The organism is Corynebacterium sp. MSK310 (genome assembly GCF_030227355.1).
GTDB lineage: Bacteria > Actinomycetota > Actinomycetes > Mycobacteriales > Mycobacteriaceae > Corynebacterium > Corynebacterium rhinophilum.
This window is the reverse complement of record NZ_JASPFZ010000001.1, coordinates 219,943-235,573: the sequence shown is the minus strand read 5'-3', so window position 1 is coordinate 235,573 and position 15,631 is coordinate 219,943. Positions and strand designations below refer to the sequence as shown.

The window sequence follows — 15,631 nt, the reverse complement described above, 5'->3', positions numbered from 1 at the left end:
TTTCTCATCATCTGGCAATTACCTGCACGAGCGCTCACTCACACCCACGATTATTTATGAGTTAGATCGCAGAGAGTTCGATATTGTTCAACAATGCATATCGCTGGGTGCCGCGCAAGCTTTTTTAGAGTGATAATTAACCTATCCCAAAATGTAATAAATTATTATCACGTGGCATTACCGCAGGCTTATACTTAACGCGTAACGAAGTGAATGGGCTGGATACAAGCTGAAAGTTTAGTTTCAGGCCCTTGCCCGCACACGCTGGTGAGAGAAAATATTTTCTCACTCCAGGGTGACAGGAGCCCTCAAGCTTCGGTCAACCCCATGCAGAGGAGGAAAGAAAATGTCCCACAAGCTCTTGCGCCACGGACAAGTCGAACACCCGGAACACAGTGCGCAAATTCCGGAACAACTACCCGCAGAAGAAAAGCCACCTGCTGACGGCATAGAGACCCCATTTGCAGGCCAAGAAGGCGCCCCGGCGTGGAACAAGGAAGACACCGTTTGGATGCTCTCCCTATTCGGCACCGCCATTGGTGCCGGCGTGCTCTTCCTTCCTATTAACGCTGGTATCGGCGGCATCATCCCGCTTCTTATCATGACCGTCGTCGCCTTGCCGATGACCTACTGGGCCCACCGCGGCATGACCCGCTTGGTCCTATCAAGCTCGAAGCCAGATGGCGATCTCACCGACGTCGTGGAGGAACACTTCGGCGTTAAAGCCGGCGTGCTGATGAATATCCTCTACTTCCTTTCCGTCTACCCCATCCTGTTGGTGTACTCGGTAACCATCACCAACACGGTCAATTCCTTCTTGGAACACCAGCTAGGTATCACTCCACCGGAGCGGTGGCTTACCTCGTTGGTTCTCGTAGGCGGACTCATCCTCGTCGTACGCATGGGCAAAAGCGTGGTCGTCCACGTTATGTCCTACTTGGTATACCCGTTCATCGGTATCCTGGTCCTGCTCTCGCTGTACCTCATCCCCAAGTGGAATACCGCACTCTTTGATAGCTTCGACCTCGACGTCGCGCGCGAAGCTTCCGGCCACGGCATGGGTATTACCTTGATGCTCTTGGTCCCAGTTATGGTCTTTTCCTTCAACCACTCGCCCATGATTTCTTCCTTCGCCGTTGACCGCCGCCAGACCTACGGCAAGTACGCGGAATACAAGTCCCGCAAGATCTTGCTCCGCGCGGAAATCCTCATGGTCGTCGTCGTGATGTTCTTCGTCTTCTCCTGCGCGCTCAGCCTATCGCCTGCGGATATGGCCGAGGCCAAGGAACAAAACATCACCATCTTGTCTTACCTGGCCAACCACTTTGATAACCCCGTCATCCAGTGGATTGCCCCCATCATCGCCATGATTGCCGTAGCCAAGTCCTTTTTGGGCCACTACCTCGGCGCTGCAGAAGGCTTTGAAGGCCTCCTGGTCAAAGGCAGCAAAAATGCCAATAAAGATGATGCAGAATCCAGCCACAAGCTCGACACCATCACGCTCGTCTTCATGCTGGTAACCGCATGGCTCGTCGCCTGGGCGGATCCTTCCATCCTCGGCATGATTGAAACCCTCTGCGGCCCGACCATCGCCATCATGCTGTTCCTCATTCCGATGATTGCCATCCACAAGGTCCCAGCGCTCGCCCGCTTCAAGGGCAAGGCCTCCAACTACTTCGTCTTCATCATGGGCCTTGTTGCCCTGGCCACCATCATCTACTCCATCGTGCAGGCTTTCTAAGCAGCACTTGCTTCTCAGGATTTTCCAGGAGAAAACCATGTTCATCAGCATCTTCGATATGTTCAAGATCGGCATAGGCCCCTCAAGCTCACACACCCTTGGGCCAATGAAAGCCGGCAAGGCCTTCGTTGACGAACTCAAAGAAAAAGGCCTCATGGATAAGGTCACCCGCGTCCAGGCCAACGTCTACGGCTCCCTATCCTTGACCGGTGTGGGCCACTCCACCGATAAAGCCATCCTGTTGGGACTGGCCGGCGAAGAACCAGAAACCGTCGATATCGACGGCATCTCCGCCTTCATGAAAGAGATCAACCAGAGCGAAACGCTCCTTCTCGGTGGCACGCACAAGGTGAGCTTCCCCAAAGACGGCGGCTTCTACTTCCACGACGAATACCTCCCCATGCATGAAAACGGCATGTGCCTTATCGCCTTTGCCGGCGAGGAAGACATCCTGCACAAGACCTACTACTCAGTGGGCGGCGGGTTCATCGTCAAGCAAGAAGACTTCGCCATACGCACCCAAGATACCGTCGACGTCCCATTCGCTTATGCCAGCGCGGAAGAACTACTGGCGCTGTGCGAAACAAATAATATGACACTTCCGGAGCTCGGCAGGGCCAATGAAAGAGCACTGCGCAGCGAGGGGGACATCGACGAGCACCTGCGCAAGGTCCGCGATGTCATGTACACCGGCATCAAGCGCGGCTCCACAACCGATGGCCCCTTGCCCGGCGCCCTGCTCGTGCCGCGCCGCGCCGCCGCCCTGAAGCGCAGGCTGGAACAATCCGACCCCCACGATGGCCTCAACATCTTGAGCTGGGTAAACATGTTTGCCCTGGCCATTTCGGAGGAAAATGCCGCCTGTGGCCGCGTCGTCACCGCACCCACCAACGGCGCATGCGGCGTCGTGCCTGCGGTCCTGGCCTACTTCGATGAATTCGTCGAGCCAGTTACTCCGAGCATGTTCGCGGACTATATCTTCGCTTGCAACCACATTGCCGCGCTGTACAAGATGAACGCCTCCATTTCCGGTGCGGAAGTTGGCTGCCAAGGAGAAATTGGCGTCGCCTGCTCCATGGCCGCGGCCGGGTTGGCCCAACTGATGGGGGCAACGCCGGAACAGGTCTGCGTGGCGGCCGAAATCGGCATGGAACACAAATTGGGCCTGACCTGTGACCCGGTCCTAGGCCAGGTGCAAGTCCCCTGCATCGAGCGCAACGCCGTAGCCGCGGTAGACGCGATTACCAGCGCGCGCATGGCCTTGGACCGCGAAAGCAAGCCATGTGTCAGCCTCGATGAGGTGATCTGGACCATGTACAACACCGGCAAGGACATCAACGCCAAATACCGGGAAACCTCACAAGGCGGCCTCGCCCTAGCGGTGCACCCGCCCATTCCGGTATGTGGTTAATATCGGCACCCTAGGCTCCGGAAAGAGCGCCATATAAGGAGGTGAGTACTTGGCCGCGGCCGGTTATTCGCCTCCTTTTGTCGTTACTTTGTGGTACCTTATCAATAATCTGACAGGAATTATAAGGACATGCTTCAGCTAATGAACCTTTCTAGCAGCCATGCCCCCGAAGAAAACTTCCTCGAGCAGTACATACCACTCGTCGATTTCCTCGGTCAGGCCATGGGCCCTAACACCGAAATCGTGCTTCATGATCTCGATGTACCCGATAAATCCATCATTGCCATTGCCAACGGCCACATCTCTGGACGCGAACTAGGCGGCCCGGTCACAGACTTTGCCCTCTGGTTCATGAAACAGGGCGACGCGGCGGCCGTTCCAATGATGACGGGATACCGCGCGGTCAATGGCGAGGGGAAAGTGTGCCGCTCCTCAAGCTATTTCCTGCGCGATACCACCGGCCATATGCGCGGCATGCTTTGTATCAATGTGGAATTATCCGAGCTGATCCAAATCCGCGATGCCGCTAACGCGATGATCGGTGGCACTGAACCGGCCATCGATAAGACGAAGGCCTTCGGTGGCTACCCCGACACCACCACACCGCCAAAAACTCCGGCATCTGAAGCGACGGCGAATAAAAAGCCGGAAGCGCCCTATAGCGAATCACTGCGTTCCAACGTCGAGCACCTTCTGGACTCCATGCTGGATTCCGCGATTTCCACGCACTCCACTCCGGTCGAGGCGATGCAGCGCAACGAACGGCTCGAAGTCATCGCTTCCCTTGAATACGCTGGCTTCTTCCTGCTCAAGGGCGGCATCGCCGCCGCGGCCGCCCGGCTCGGCGTGTCTGAGCCCACGGTATATCGCTACCTCGTACAAGTCCGCGGCTAAGACGCCCCCGCCACGTGGATGAGCGGTTTTACCGCGTTCACGTGGCGCATGCGCTTGTCGACGCCCCCAAAAAGGTGGGGCAAAACGCCCGGCACGTCGCCGTTTTAAAGATTTCAGGATGCGTGGGAACTAAATGCGGCCTAACACCGTTGTACTTTTTGAAACAGGCGACAATTTCAGGAGGCTGAAAGATGACGAATCCATCTGCCAACACCGCCAATGGCACTTCGACTGCCGCTACTGATGAGGAACAGGAAGTAGACCGCGGGTCTCGCCGCAATCAAACCAATGACAATCCCTCTGCGGACTTGGTACGCGTCTACCTCAACGGAATCGGTAAGACCGCCCTGCTCAGCGCCGAGGACGAGGTTGAACTCGCGCAAACCATTGAGGTGGGCCTGTATGCAGAATACAAGCTCAATAACGCAGAGAAGCTGACGCGCGCAGAAAAGCGCGACCTGAAAATTTTGGCTCGCGAAGGCAAGAAGGCCCGCTCCCACCTGCTGGAGGCAAACCTCCGCCTCGTAGTCTCCTTGGCCAAGCGTTACACCGGCCGCGGCATGCCACTATTGGACCTCATCCAAGAGGGCAACCTTGGCCTTATCCGCGCCATGGAAAAGTTCGATTATGCCAAGGGCTTTAAGTTCTCCACCTACGCCACGTGGTGGATCCGCCAAGCCATTACCCGCGGTATGGCCGATCAGTCGCGTACCATCCGCCTCCCGGTCCACCTGGTGGAACAGGTAAATAAGCTTTCCCGCATCAAGCGTGAGATGTATCAGTCCCTGGGCCGCGAGGCGACCAATGAGGAGCTGTCGGAGGAATCCGGCATCGATGAAAACAAAATCGAGATGCTGCTGCGCCAGTCCCGCGATCCCGTCTCGCTCGACATGCCCGTCGGCACCGACGAGGAAGCCCCATTGGGCGACTTCATCGAGGATGCTGAGGCTACCGATGCTGAGACCGCCGTCGTGGCCTCCATGCGGCACTCCGATATTCGCGGTGTCATTGACACGCTAGAAAAGCGCGAGCAGGACGTTATTCGCCTGCGCTACGGCTTGGATGACGGCGTGCCACGCACCCTTGACCAGATTGGTCGCCGGTTCGGGCTCTCCCGCGAACGCGTACGCCAAATCGAGCGTGAGGTCATGGCCAAGTTGCGCGATGGCAACCGCGCCGATCGCCTCCGCGAGTACGCGCTATAAAACTTTTCGCCTCCTGAACCCTCATTAATCGCGACCTCGACTGTGCCGCCGAGAATTTTTCCCAGTGTGCTTTCGAGGTCGCGTTCTCTATGCAAGCGGCGAGCTCGAACTCGTCTCCGAAAATCTCTCCAGCAAACTTAGGGCAACTTAAGCTAGTCTGGATACAGAATGTAAAAGGCGCTGTCTGCATTGCGCACGGCACGCATTACTGTTTCTCAAAGAAAGGTATGCCCACGTGAGGGACCTCGTTGATACTACTGAGATGTACCTTCGGACCATTTATGAATTGGAAGAAGAAGGCATCACTCCCCTGCGCGCTCGGATTGCCGAACGCCTAGAGCAGTCCGGACCTACCGTATCCCAAACCGTTGCCCGCATGGAGCGCGATGGTCTCCTCCACGTTCGTTCGGACAGGAGCTTGGATCTAACCGAAAAGGGACGCGAATTGGCCACGGCAGTGATGCGCAAGCACCGACTCGCGGAGCGTTTGCTTACTGATGTCCTCGGGCTCGATATCAGCAAGGTCCACGATGAGGCCTGCCGCTGGGAGCACGTAATGAGCGAAGAGGTGGAAAAGCGCATGGTATCGGTCCTCGATGACCCTAGCCGCTCGCCTTTTGGCAACCCCATTCCGGCGCTGGCGGAACTGGGCTTCCAGGTCCCCGAGCCATCGATTGGGACGCGGGCTATCGATCTCCCCGATGGCGAAGAGAAGTCCGCAAAGATTATCCAGATTAACGAGATCCTGCAGGTGGATGAGACCACCTTCCGGGAACTCGCAGAGGCTGGCATCCGCATCGGTACCGAGGTCACCGTGGTCAATAATGGCGGCACGATTTCGCTTACCACTCCCTCGGGTAAGGTCATCACCTTGGCAGATGATCTCGCACACGCCGTGCGCGTGGAGGTCTAGGCCATGAAGCTTTTGGTTACTGGCGGTGCCGGCTATGTCGGCAGCGTGTGTTCCGCAGTCCTCGTAGAGCAGGGCCACGATGTCACCATCATCGATAACTTTTCCACGGGTAACAGGGATGCCGTACCGAGTTCGGCCCACGTGGTAGAAGGCGATGTGGCAGACAAGGCGGCAGAGGTACTGGGCGAAGGCGGCTTCGAGGGCGTCCTCCACTTCGCCGCCCGCTCGCTGGTCGGTGAATCCGTGGAAAAGCCGGACGAATATTGGCAGCACAACGTCGTGACCACGCTGCGCTTGCTCAACGCCATGCGGGATAACGATGTCAAAAGCCTCGTCTTTTCTTCCACCGCGGCCACCTATGGCGAGCCGGAGCAGGTTCCTATTACTGAGGACATGCCGACCCAGCCCACGAATCCCTATGGCGCTAGCAAACTAGCTATCGACTACATGATTTCGTCTTTTTCCCAGGCGTTTGGGCTCGCGGCTACGTCCCTGCGCTATTTCAACGTTGCCGGCGCGTACGGTTCCATCGGCGAAAACCGCGAGATTGAAACCCACCTTATCCCCATTGTCCTGCAGGTTGCTCTGGGGCACCGCGATAAGATTTTCATGTTTGGCACGGATTGGGATACCCCGGATGGAACGCCGGTGCGCGACTACATCCATATCCGCGATCTTGCCGATGCCCACGTGCTCGCCCTCCACAGCAATACTTCCGGGACCCACCGAATCTATAACTTGGGTTCCGGCGAGGGATACTCCGTCAAGCAGGTCATCGAGATGTGCCGGAAAGTCACCGGCCACGAGATTCCGGCGGAGATCGCCCCGCGCCGTGCCGGAGACCCAGCCACGCTGATTGCATCCTCAGACAAGATCAAGCGGGAGCTCGACTGGAATCCTCAGCGCACTGACTTGGAAACCATCGTGACCGACGCGTGGAATTTCACTCGCCAGCTCGGCGACCGGGCGCATTCGGCGCGGCGCTAAACGCGGGGCTAAAGCGCGGGGCTACACAAAGCCATCGGTATCGATCCCTGCTGCCTCCCGCGCCGCGTCGCAACCACGGCTCAGGCTGGTAATGAGGCGTTCCCCCATTCCGCTGCGATAGGCCTGGGCGATGAGCTGACTCAAATTGTGCCCCGGCGCCTCATCGATGGCGACGGTCAGCGCCGGGCCGGCATAGAGTCCGAATTTCTGCGCCACCTGGGTCGCTGCATATAACGCTAGGGCGTTATAGCGGATGGGGCCGCCAAAGGTGCGCGCCGTGGCCAAAAGCAAGGTGCCGGCCGCGTGCGGGGATTCGACGAGGTCCCGGATGACCAGGTCTCGCATCCATGTCGTCGACATCCACATTGCTCCCACACAAAGTAATTCTTCGTTATCCAACGTCTCTTCCAGGGTTTCTACCTCGTTTAATACATATTGCGCATCCGCGATGAGGTTCTGGACTACACGAGTTGGATCCGTTGTGCCGTAGCCGTGGCCGGCGCGCATCTGTCGGGACAATTCCTCAGAGCAGCGCTGCATGGACGCGATTTCTTCGTGCCCGAAGTACGGATTGTGCGGGGCGAATTGCTGGACCAGCTCATTGCGGGAAAGTTCCGGCAAAGTGCCGTTTTCTACGCAGGCGCGCATGGAAGAGCTGGTGGAAATAGCGGGAATGGTTCCTTCGGTCCAGGCGGGCATAGGGCCCTTGCCACCCCCGGTGCTAAAGCCGAATACAAGATCGTAGGCAGTGGATGTGGCGATTTCTTCCACCAGCCAGCAGGCATCAATTCCGGTGCCCTGGTCATCTTCGAAGTGGTAGAGCGACTCGATCATCTCCCAGAGCTCTACTTCCTCGCGCTGGGAGATGATAAAGCCGAGGACGACTTCCGGGTTCCCACAGTGAAAGGCGCTCATGATCTCTGGAAGGGCCACAGGGACATCGGACAGGTCTACACGCGCGACTGGCCCCATGGTGCGGCCTGCTGGAGTTGGTTCGATGGAGATGAGGACGATGGATTCTGCTGGAAAGAATCCGAGGATTCCTGGAATATTGGCAAGGATATCGCCGGGTGTACGGATGGGCTGGTGTGGTGTTGTGATCTTCATGGCTCCTAGCTTCGGGGCCTGCGGCAAGTACCGAAAGCCCACCACAGGCAGAGGGCCGAAATCTGTGGATAAGGTGGGTGGAAGGGGGCATCGGCAAGCAGTTATGCACAACCCCATCGCACCGGGCCTAGCGTGGGTTGCCGAGTTAGGGCATAATGGGTTATTTAACTACTCCGCGAACACTGAACTGAGTGCGTGTGGGAATAGTACGGTCCTGGCGGTCGTTGATCTAGATTAAGAGACCAAGGAGGTAACACATCATGCACGAAGAAGAGCGCAGCATGTACGAATTGGAGTACCCCGCTCCGGTGGTCAAGGACAATTCCGGTGAAGGAAAAGGCCCCACCATGATTGTTGCCATGCACGGCTATGCCGATGCAGGCCAGGCTATTGAGTCGAGCGCCGATCATCTCAAGGCGGCGCTGGAAAACCGCCAGCTAGCCTCCTTTAACTCTGATGAGCTCATCGATTACCGCTCCCGCCGCCCCGCCGTCACCATCGATAATGACCGGGCCCTAGAGGTAGAACCCATGGATTTGGGCTTGAAGGTCCTCCGGGATAATTCCGGCAAGTCTTTCCTCCTTCTCTCCGGTCCTGAGCCGGATATGCGCTGGGAAGCCTTTACTACGGCGGTGGTAAAACTGGTGGAGAAATTCGATATTGAAGACACCATCATGCTCTACGCCGCGCCGATGCCCGTGCCGCACACCCGCCCCACCGTGGTCACCGCACACGGTACTGCCTCCCGCCTGACGGAAGGCATGGTCAAGATGGACTCGACGATGATGGTTCCGGGAGCCGCGGCGCTCTATATAGAAAAGGCCTTAGCGGATAAGGGCCGCACGGTAGCGGGCTATACCGCGCACGTGCCGCACTACCTGGCTGCGTCCCCGTACCCGCAGGCCACCTTGGAGCTCCTTGACTCCGTGGCTAAAGCCGCCCAGCTCAATATTCCGCTGGGCAGCATTGAGGCGGATATTTCCCGCGTCGAGGGCCAGCTGGATGAGCAGGTCAATGGCTCGGAAGAGATTGAGGGCGTGGTCCAGCAATTGGAGCAGCAATACGATGCCTTCATGGACCGCTACCGCGAAGAGCACCCACAGGCCATTATGCCGGGCGAGGAAGCCGTGCCCAGCGCGGAGGAAATCAGCGAAGAATTCGAAGCCTTCCTCGCCTCGCTCGATGAGTCCGATAGCGAGGAGATTATCCATACTGATATTGATGACCGCGAAGACTCTGCCGATGATGATGACAGAGACTTAGGCGACGATATCTAACGAACCCGCCCCCATCGCCGCTAAGGTGGTGGGGGTGAACTTATCTCAGCAGCTGCCAGATTTAACGGAAGTCCCCGAGTCCCTCATCGATGAGGCCATTTGGGATACTTTTAACTCGTGGACCACCAGCAAGGGAATCGATTTATACCCCGCGCAAGAGGAGGCCTCGCTCGGCATCTTGGCCGGAGATAACGTCATCCTCGCGACCCCCACGGGTTCGGGAAAGTCCATGGTGGCCAACGCCGCCCACTTCATCGCCCTAGCCCGTAGACAGCGGAGTTTTTATACCGCGCCCATTAAGGCGCTGGTCAGCGAGAAGTTCTTTGCACTGTGTGAAATCTTTGGCGCAGAGAATGTGGGCATGATGACTGGCGATGCCACCGTAAACGGCAACGCCCCCATCATCGCCGCCACCGCCGAGATCGTAGCCAATATCGCGCTTCGCGACGGCGCCGAGGCCAACATCGACCAGGTAGTCATGGACGAATTCCACTACTACTCCGATCCTGATCGCGGCTGGGCGTGGCAGGTTCCGCTCTTGGAGCTGCCCAAGGCGCAATTCCTCTTAATGTCCGCCACGCTCGGCGATACCGATTGGCTGCAGGAAGATCTCACCCGCCGCACGGGGCGCGAGACTAATTTAGTGGCCGGCTCTACCCGCCCGGTGCCTCTGGATTTTTCCTATGTTTTTAGCGCGGTGCACGAAACCATCGAGGAGCTGCTCGCTGATAATAAGGCACCCATTTATGTCGTGCACTTTTCCCAGCGCGAGGCAGCCGAGCGGGCCCAAGCCCTGACCTCGCTTTCTGGAATTATTAGCAAAGAGGAAAAAGAGGATATCGCTGAAGAAATCGGCGGATTCCGCTTTACCACCGCCTTTGGCAAGGACCTCTCAAAGTTACTTCGCAAGGGCATTGGCATCCACCATGCGGGAATGCTGCCCAAGTACCGGCGACTTGTGGAGCGCCTCGCACAACGCGGCCTCCTCAAGGTTATTTGCGGCACCGATACCTTGGGCGTGGGCATCAACGTGCCCATCCGCACCGTATTGATGACTGGCCTGGCCAAGTTTGATGGGCAACGCCAGCGCATCTTGAAGTCCCGCGAATTCCACCAGATTGCAGGTCGCGCCGGGCGTGCGGGCTATGACACGGAAGGTACCGTCGTCGTCGAGGCCCCAGAGCACGAGATTGAAAATGCCAAGGCCCGCAGGCGCATTGGCGATGATCCGAAGCGGCTGAAAAAGCTCAAGAAGAAATCCGCACGCGAGGGCGAAGTCTCGTGGTCCGAGAAGACCTTTGCGCGGCTCACGGAAGCAGAACCAGAGCAGTTGACCTCGCAATTCCGGGTCTCGAATTCGATGCTGCTCAATGTCTTAGCCCGCCACGGCGATGGCTATGCGCATATGCGCCACCTCTTGCGCGATAATCACGATCCCCGCAGCAAGCAGAACAAGGACATCCTCACCGCCCTCGACCTCTTCCGCGGATTGGTGGATTCCGGCGTGGTCCAAAAATCCACGAAGGGGCTCGATATTTACGGCCGCCCGTACCACCTCGTGCGGGAGTTGCCGCGAGACTTTGCCTTGAACCAGCCACTCGGCCCCTTTGCCTTGGCTGCGCTATCTCTGTTGGACCCGGAGGCGGAGAGCTATCACCTTGATGTGATCTCGGTCTTTGAGGCGATCCTCGATGATCCCCGGCAGGTGCTGCAGGCCCAACAGAAGAAGCGGCGCGGGGAAGAAATTGCCGCGCTCAAGGCGGACGGGGTGGACTATACCGACCGCATGAATATCGTGGAGGATATCACCTGGCCCAAGCCGCTAGAGGAGCTGCTCGAACAGGCCTACGATACATTTGCGGAGACCAATGCTTGGGTAAAGGAATTCGAGCTACGGCCCAAATCCGTAGTGCGAGACATGGTAGAAAATGCCATGACCTTCTCGGATTTGGTGGCCACCTACGGCCTAGCCCGGTCTGAGGGAGTTATCCTCCGTTATCTCACCGACGCGTGGCGGACTCTGAAACAGTCCATCCCTGATGAATATACGACGCCCCAAATTGAAGACATCATTGTTTGGTTAGGTGAGCTTATCCGCCAGGTGGATTCCTCGCTTGTCGATGAATGGGCGCAGATGGCCGGTGAAGACTCCCCCATCGATCAAGATACGCTCGACCGCGAGCTGGCCTTTGGCGTCGAAGACCCAACAGCCCTTACCGCCAATCGCCGCGCCTTTGGCATTATGGTCCGCAATTACATGTTCCGCCTCGCGCAACTCTTCGCGTTGGAGGAAGAAGACCGCCTCGCCGAGGTATTGGATTATCTGGACGAGATCCCCGATTTTTGTGCCGTCCTAGATGACTACTTCGACGAATACGACGATATTGATACCGGCCCTGAGGCGCGCGGACCAGAGTACTTCCGGCTGGAAGAATCAAGCTCTCGCAGCTGGCCCGTGCGGCAAATCATTAAGGACCCAGCAGGCGATCGCGCCTATCAATTCGTCGCCACCGTCGATCTGGACGCCTCCGATGAAGCCGGCGAAGTCCGCCTGTCAGAGTTGCGCGTCGAGTATTAATCACACGCGGGTTAGCTAAAACGATAAAAGCCACCCCCTGCGCTGTACCCGGCGTCCTATGGGGGACACCGAGGGAAGCAGCGCGCGGGGGTGGCTTATTCCAAAGGCTAATTAAGCAGCGCTTTTAGCGTGCGGCCTCAATCTGGACGGCCTGTGCGACTGCCTGAATGACAGAAGCAACCTTGATGGCCTCCCAGACCTGCTCCTTGGTCGCGCCAGTATCGTTGAGCTTCTGGGTGTGTGCGCCCAAGCAGTGCTCGCAGCCGTTGATAGCGGACACGGCGATATTCCACAGCTCGAAGTTAGCGTCTTCCACGCCAGGCTTGGAGATGAAGTTCATCCGCAGGCCAAACTTAACCTGTGCGTAGTCATCGCCCAACCAGCTCTTGGCGCGGTAGGCAACGTTGTTCATTGCCATGACGGTAGCAGCGCCGTAAGCGGCGTTGATAGCTTCCTCAGAGAGGTGCTCTTGTGCCTCTTCCGCGATTTCAGAAATCACGGTGTCATTGCGGGTAGCTGCCGCCGAAGCCAACAGGGTGCCCCACAGCTGCTCTTCATTCAGCTCGGTCGTGCGGGTCAGCGCGCCCAAGTTGAGCTTCTGGTCCTTGGCGTACTCGGGTAGCGATGACTTCAAGTTCTCGATAGACACAGTTTTTCTCCTTCTAAATCTTTTCTCAGTAATTTAAATTGCAAGGCAAGTGCGTGCCCCGCCAGAACGGCGGGGAAAGCACCTACTGATAACTAAGGCTTAAAGCTGGGACTGAACAACGTCCATCTTATCGATATTCTTGGTTGGGTCGTTCTTCTCCCAGTTGCAGGCGCAGACCTCTTCGGACTGCAGGGCGTCGAGAACGCGCAGAACCTCGTCAACGTTACGGCCCACAGCGTCCGGGGTAACGGAGACGAACTGGATAACACCATCTGGGTCGATGATGAAGGTTGCGCGGTCAGCAACGCCGTCAGCGTTTTCTACGCCCAGGGCGCGGATCAGGTCGTGGCGCACGTCAGAGAACATCGGGAACGGAACGTCCTTCAGGTCCGGGTGGGTTGCGCGCCAATTGAAGTGAGCGAACTCGTTATCGGTGGATCCGCCCAGCACCTGGGTGTCGCGGTCCTGGAATTCTTCATCCAGCTTGCCAAAGGCAGCGATCTCGGTCGGGCAAACGAAGGTGAAGTCCTTGGGGTAGAAGAAGACGACCTTCCACTTGCCCTCGTACTTGTCCAAGGAAACCTGCTCGAAGTAGTCCTCTGGCTGGCTAGCGTTAACGTCGTGCAGGTCGCCGCCGGTCAGGGCGGTGAGGTCGAATTCTGGGAACTTTTCGCCAACGGTCATGATAGGCATGTTCTTCAACTCCTTCTTAAAAGGGTAATCTTTTTCAAGTTTCTGACGGTCCCGTACCGAGGACCACGGGCCGGACCCTCTCCGGCCCAACACCAAAGACAATACCATTAATTCCGGTCACGTCAATAGCTAATCCTATAGATAAATGTTAGAGTGATAGGCATGCATAATAAAGAGTATCGACCAACACTTGCCCAGCTGCGCACGTTTGTCACCGTGGCGGAAAACAAGCACTTCGGCACCGCTGCCGCCAAGCTGGAGATCTCTCAGCCCTCCCTCTCCCAGGGCCTCGTGGCACTCGAGCAGGGGCTCGGCGTGCAGCTCATCGAGCGCTCTACCCGCAAGGTCATCGTAACCTCGGCCGGTGAAACCCTTCTGCCCTATGCCAAATCCACCCTTGAGGCCGCCGATACCTTTCTCGCGCACGCCCGCGGCGCCCACGGCACGCTGTCCGGCCCGCTTACCATTGGCGTTATCCCGACCATCGCCCCGTATATCCTCCCGGACTTGCTGGCGATGATTACGGAGACCTACCCAGAGCTTGAGCCGCGCTTTGTGGAGGAGCAAACCCAGCACCTCATCGCGCGCCTGCGCAACGGCAACCTCGATTTAGCCGTCCTTGCGCTGCCTTCAGAGGCCACGGGCATGGTCGACAGCCCGCTGTACACCGAGGACTTCGCCATCGTCAGCCCGCCCGATCACCCCATCGCCGGGCGTACGGACGTCCAGGTGGCGGAGCTGCGGGACTTGGATTTGCTGCTGCTTGACGATGGCCACTGTCTCCGCGACCAAATCGTCGATCTCTGCCGGCACGCCCACGTCAACCCGGCGGAAGCAACCAATTCCGTCACGCGTGCCTCATCGCTTACCACCATTATGCAGCTGGTCATGGGCGGGCTCGGCTGCACCCTTATCCCCAAGTCCGCATTGGCCACCGAATGCCACGGCAAGAACCTCGGCATCGCCTACTTCGATCCCGATGTCACCGCTGAGCGCGAAATCGGCCTCGTCTTCCGCTCCTCTGCCGCACGCAGTGAAGAGTTCCGCGAATTCGGCACCCTGATTACCGCCGCTTATGAAAATGCCCTCGCACGCTCGCTGGAGGGATAAAACCGCCACACACGATTAAGGCCACCGAAGCAATGCCTCGGTGGCCTTAAATAATGCTAAAGCGCTTACGCAGTTTGGCCGGTCGCGCGGCCTGCACACTGGCGGAACAAGTAAGCCGTAGCCAGTAAGGTAACCGGTACGGCCACAATCAAGCCAACCAGCAACAGGATGCCGCCGGCAATCGTAATCAGCGCGTTGAGCACCGTCAGCAGCAGGAGCTGGCCGTAGTTTCCTTTACCGGCCTTAAAACCGTTCTTAATGGCTTGGCCAACCCCGTCACCGTCGGCTGCAAACCATTGCATCAGCATATAAAGCGGCTGGATGAATAGGCCGATGAGAGCCACTACAGCCATGACTCCGAAAAAGCTCGCCATGGCTTCCAACGCCTCGTCCTCGGTGGCGTCGGCGCCCGCGTCTGGGCCGAGGAAGATCGAGCCACCAACGAAGATGAACATTACTACCGAGGAAATAATACCGATGATGATCATGATCACCAGTGGCTGCCACCACCGCACGTCCTTGCCCACATAGCTCCACCCAGTACGCGGGTCATCGATCTGGAAAAGCGCCAGTCGCATCGCCAACAAGCTGACGACGACCATGATCACGTAGGACACGATTTGCACAATGGATCCCGCACCGGAGGCATCCGCGCCCTCTGCGGGAGCAACGGCCAGGCTCACTCCGGAGACTGCTATGACAATGACGCCAACGAGCAAGGCACCGAGTATCCACAGTTTCCAGTTCTTAAACACCGTGCGAAAGGCCCACGAAATCGAATCAATGGCCGAGGGCTTTCCGGTAAATCCGCCGGAATTTACGGTATTGTCCTGTGCTTGGTAGCCCGCATATCCTTGATTGCCGGAGCTTTCGTAGCTGCCGCTCTCGTGGCTGCCGCCATAGGACGGCAGGCTTCCGTAGCTCGGCTGATCCTCCGGGTGATCAGTCGGTTCATAGCGGGGAAAATCGTCATTTCCACCGGAGTTTTTGTCGTTCATCAGCGGTGCCTTCCTTCTATATTCGGGTTGGGTGCAACGAGAAAAATATCTTTTAGACAAGTATTTTC

At 57.6% G+C, this 15,631-nt stretch carries 13 protein-coding genes; 9 read left to right on the top strand and 4 right to left on the bottom strand.

Annotation, left to right across the window (positions count from 1 at the left end):
- The first annotated feature begins 346 nt into the window (after positions 1-346).
- The 6 genes from QP891_RS01090 to galE all read left to right on the top strand — a co-directional run bounded on the left by QP891_RS01090 (position 347) and on the right by galE (position 7,151).
- Complete coding sequence (locus tag QP891_RS01090) at positions 347-1,741, top strand: SLC5/6 family protein (protein WP_284782084.1); 1,395 nt, start codon at positions 347-349, stop codon at positions 1,739-1,741.
- Positions 1,742-1,778: 37 nt separating this feature from the next.
- Positions 1,779-3,152 carry an L-serine ammonia-lyase gene (locus QP891_RS01085; protein WP_284769673.1) on the top strand — a complete coding sequence of 458 codons (1,374 nt, stop codon included), beginning with the start codon at positions 1,779-1,781 and terminating at the stop codon, positions 3,150-3,152.
- Positions 3,153-3,281: 129 nt separating this feature from the next.
- A complete protein-coding gene (locus tag QP891_RS01080) occupies positions 3,282-4,046 on the top strand; it encodes a helix-turn-helix transcriptional regulator (RefSeq protein ID WP_410755708.1) in 765 nt (254 codons plus the stop codon).
- 191 nt (positions 4,047-4,237) lie between these two features.
- A complete protein-coding gene (locus QP891_RS01075) occupies positions 4,238-5,251 on the top strand; it encodes a sigma-70 family RNA polymerase sigma factor (protein WP_284784261.1) in 1,014 nt (337 codons plus the stop codon).
- A gap of 235 nt (positions 5,252-5,486) precedes the next feature.
- Positions 5,487-6,164 carry a metal-dependent transcriptional regulator gene (locus QP891_RS01070; protein ID WP_284782091.1) on the top strand — a complete coding sequence of 226 codons (678 nt, stop codon included), beginning with the start codon at positions 5,487-5,489 and terminating at the stop codon, positions 6,162-6,164.
- 3 nt (positions 6,165-6,167) lie between these two features.
- Positions 6,168-7,151, top strand: a complete 984-nt coding sequence (gene galE / locus QP891_RS01065; RefSeq protein WP_284816813.1) for a UDP-glucose 4-epimerase GalE — start codon at positions 6,168-6,170, stop codon at positions 7,149-7,151.
- Between the two features lie 21 nt (positions 7,152-7,172).
- Here galE and QP891_RS01060 read toward each other — a convergent pair whose 3' ends face one another.
- The gene (locus tag QP891_RS01060) at positions 7,173-8,258 is read right to left on the bottom strand and encodes a DUF4192 domain-containing protein (RefSeq protein WP_284816811.1); all 1,086 of its coding nucleotides are present in this window, start codon (positions 8,256-8,258) and stop codon (positions 7,173-7,175) included.
- A gap of 260 nt (positions 8,259-8,518) precedes the next feature.
- Here QP891_RS01060 and QP891_RS01055 point away from each other — a divergent pair, with 260 nt between their 5' ends.
- Positions 8,519-9,535: a PAC2 family protein gene (locus tag QP891_RS01055; protein ID WP_284769667.1), complete on the top strand. Its 1,017-nt coding sequence runs from the start codon at positions 8,519-8,521 to the stop codon at positions 9,533-9,535.
- Between the two features lie 34 nt (positions 9,536-9,569).
- A complete protein-coding gene (locus tag QP891_RS01050; RefSeq protein ID WP_284769666.1) occupies positions 9,570-12,113 on the top strand; it encodes a DEAD/DEAH box helicase in 2,544 nt (847 codons plus the stop codon).
- Between the two features lie 124 nt (positions 12,114-12,237).
- Here the strand turns inward: QP891_RS01050 and ahpD are convergent, their stop codons facing one another.
- Positions 12,238-12,762, bottom strand: a complete 525-nt coding sequence (gene ahpD, locus QP891_RS01045) for an alkylhydroperoxidase, AhpD family (protein ID WP_284769665.1) — start codon at positions 12,760-12,762, stop codon at positions 12,238-12,240.
- 99 nt (positions 12,763-12,861) lie between these two features.
- Positions 12,862-13,455, bottom strand: a complete 594-nt coding sequence (locus tag QP891_RS01040) for a peroxiredoxin (RefSeq protein WP_023022697.1) — start codon at positions 13,453-13,455, stop codon at positions 12,862-12,864.
- Positions 13,456-13,617: 162 nt separating this feature from the next.
- Here QP891_RS01040 and QP891_RS01035 point away from each other — a divergent pair, with 162 nt between their 5' ends.
- Positions 13,618-14,565 (top strand): hydrogen peroxide-inducible genes activator, encoded by a 948-nt coding sequence (locus QP891_RS01035; protein ID WP_284769664.1) that lies wholly within the window; start codon positions 13,618-13,620, stop codon positions 14,563-14,565.
- A gap of 65 nt (positions 14,566-14,630) precedes the next feature.
- Here QP891_RS01035 and QP891_RS01030 read toward each other — a convergent pair whose 3' ends face one another.
- Positions 14,631-15,563 carry a hypothetical protein gene (locus QP891_RS01030; protein ID WP_284769663.1) on the bottom strand — a complete coding sequence of 311 codons (933 nt, stop codon included), beginning with the start codon at positions 15,561-15,563 and terminating at the stop codon, positions 14,631-14,633.
- Between the last annotated feature and the right edge of the window lie 68 nt (positions 15,564-15,631).

Coding starts and splice junctions, on each gene's coding strand:
- QP891_RS01090 (WP_284782084.1), top strand. CDS start 347: ATGTCCCACAAGCTCTTGCGCCACGGACAAGTCGAACACCCGGAACAC.
- QP891_RS01085 (WP_284769673.1), top strand. CDS start 1,779: ATGTTCATCAGCATCTTCGATATGTTCAAGATCGGCATAGGCCCCTCA.
- QP891_RS01080 (WP_410755708.1), top strand. CDS start 3,282: ATGCTTCAGCTAATGAACCTTTCTAGCAGCCATGCCCCCGAAGAAAAC.
- QP891_RS01075 (WP_284784261.1), top strand. CDS start 4,238: ATGACGAATCCATCTGCCAACACCGCCAATGGCACTTCGACTGCCGCT.
- galE (WP_284816813.1), top strand. CDS start 6,168: ATGAAGCTTTTGGTTACTGGCGGTGCCGGCTATGTCGGCAGCGTGTGT.
- QP891_RS01060 (WP_284816811.1), bottom strand. CDS start 8,258: ATGAAGATCACAACACCACACCAGCCCATCCGTACACCCGGCGATATC.
- QP891_RS01055 (WP_284769667.1), top strand. CDS start 8,519: ATGCACGAAGAAGAGCGCAGCATGTACGAATTGGAGTACCCCGCTCCG.
- QP891_RS01040 (WP_023022697.1), bottom strand. CDS start 13,455: ATGCCTATCATGACCGTTGGCGAAAAGTTCCCAGAATTCGACCTCACC.
- QP891_RS01035 (WP_284769664.1), top strand. CDS start 13,618: ATGCATAATAAAGAGTATCGACCAACACTTGCCCAGCTGCGCACGTTT.
- QP891_RS01030 (WP_284769663.1), bottom strand. CDS start 15,563: ATGAACGACAAAAACTCCGGTGGAAATGACGATTTTCCCCGCTATGAA.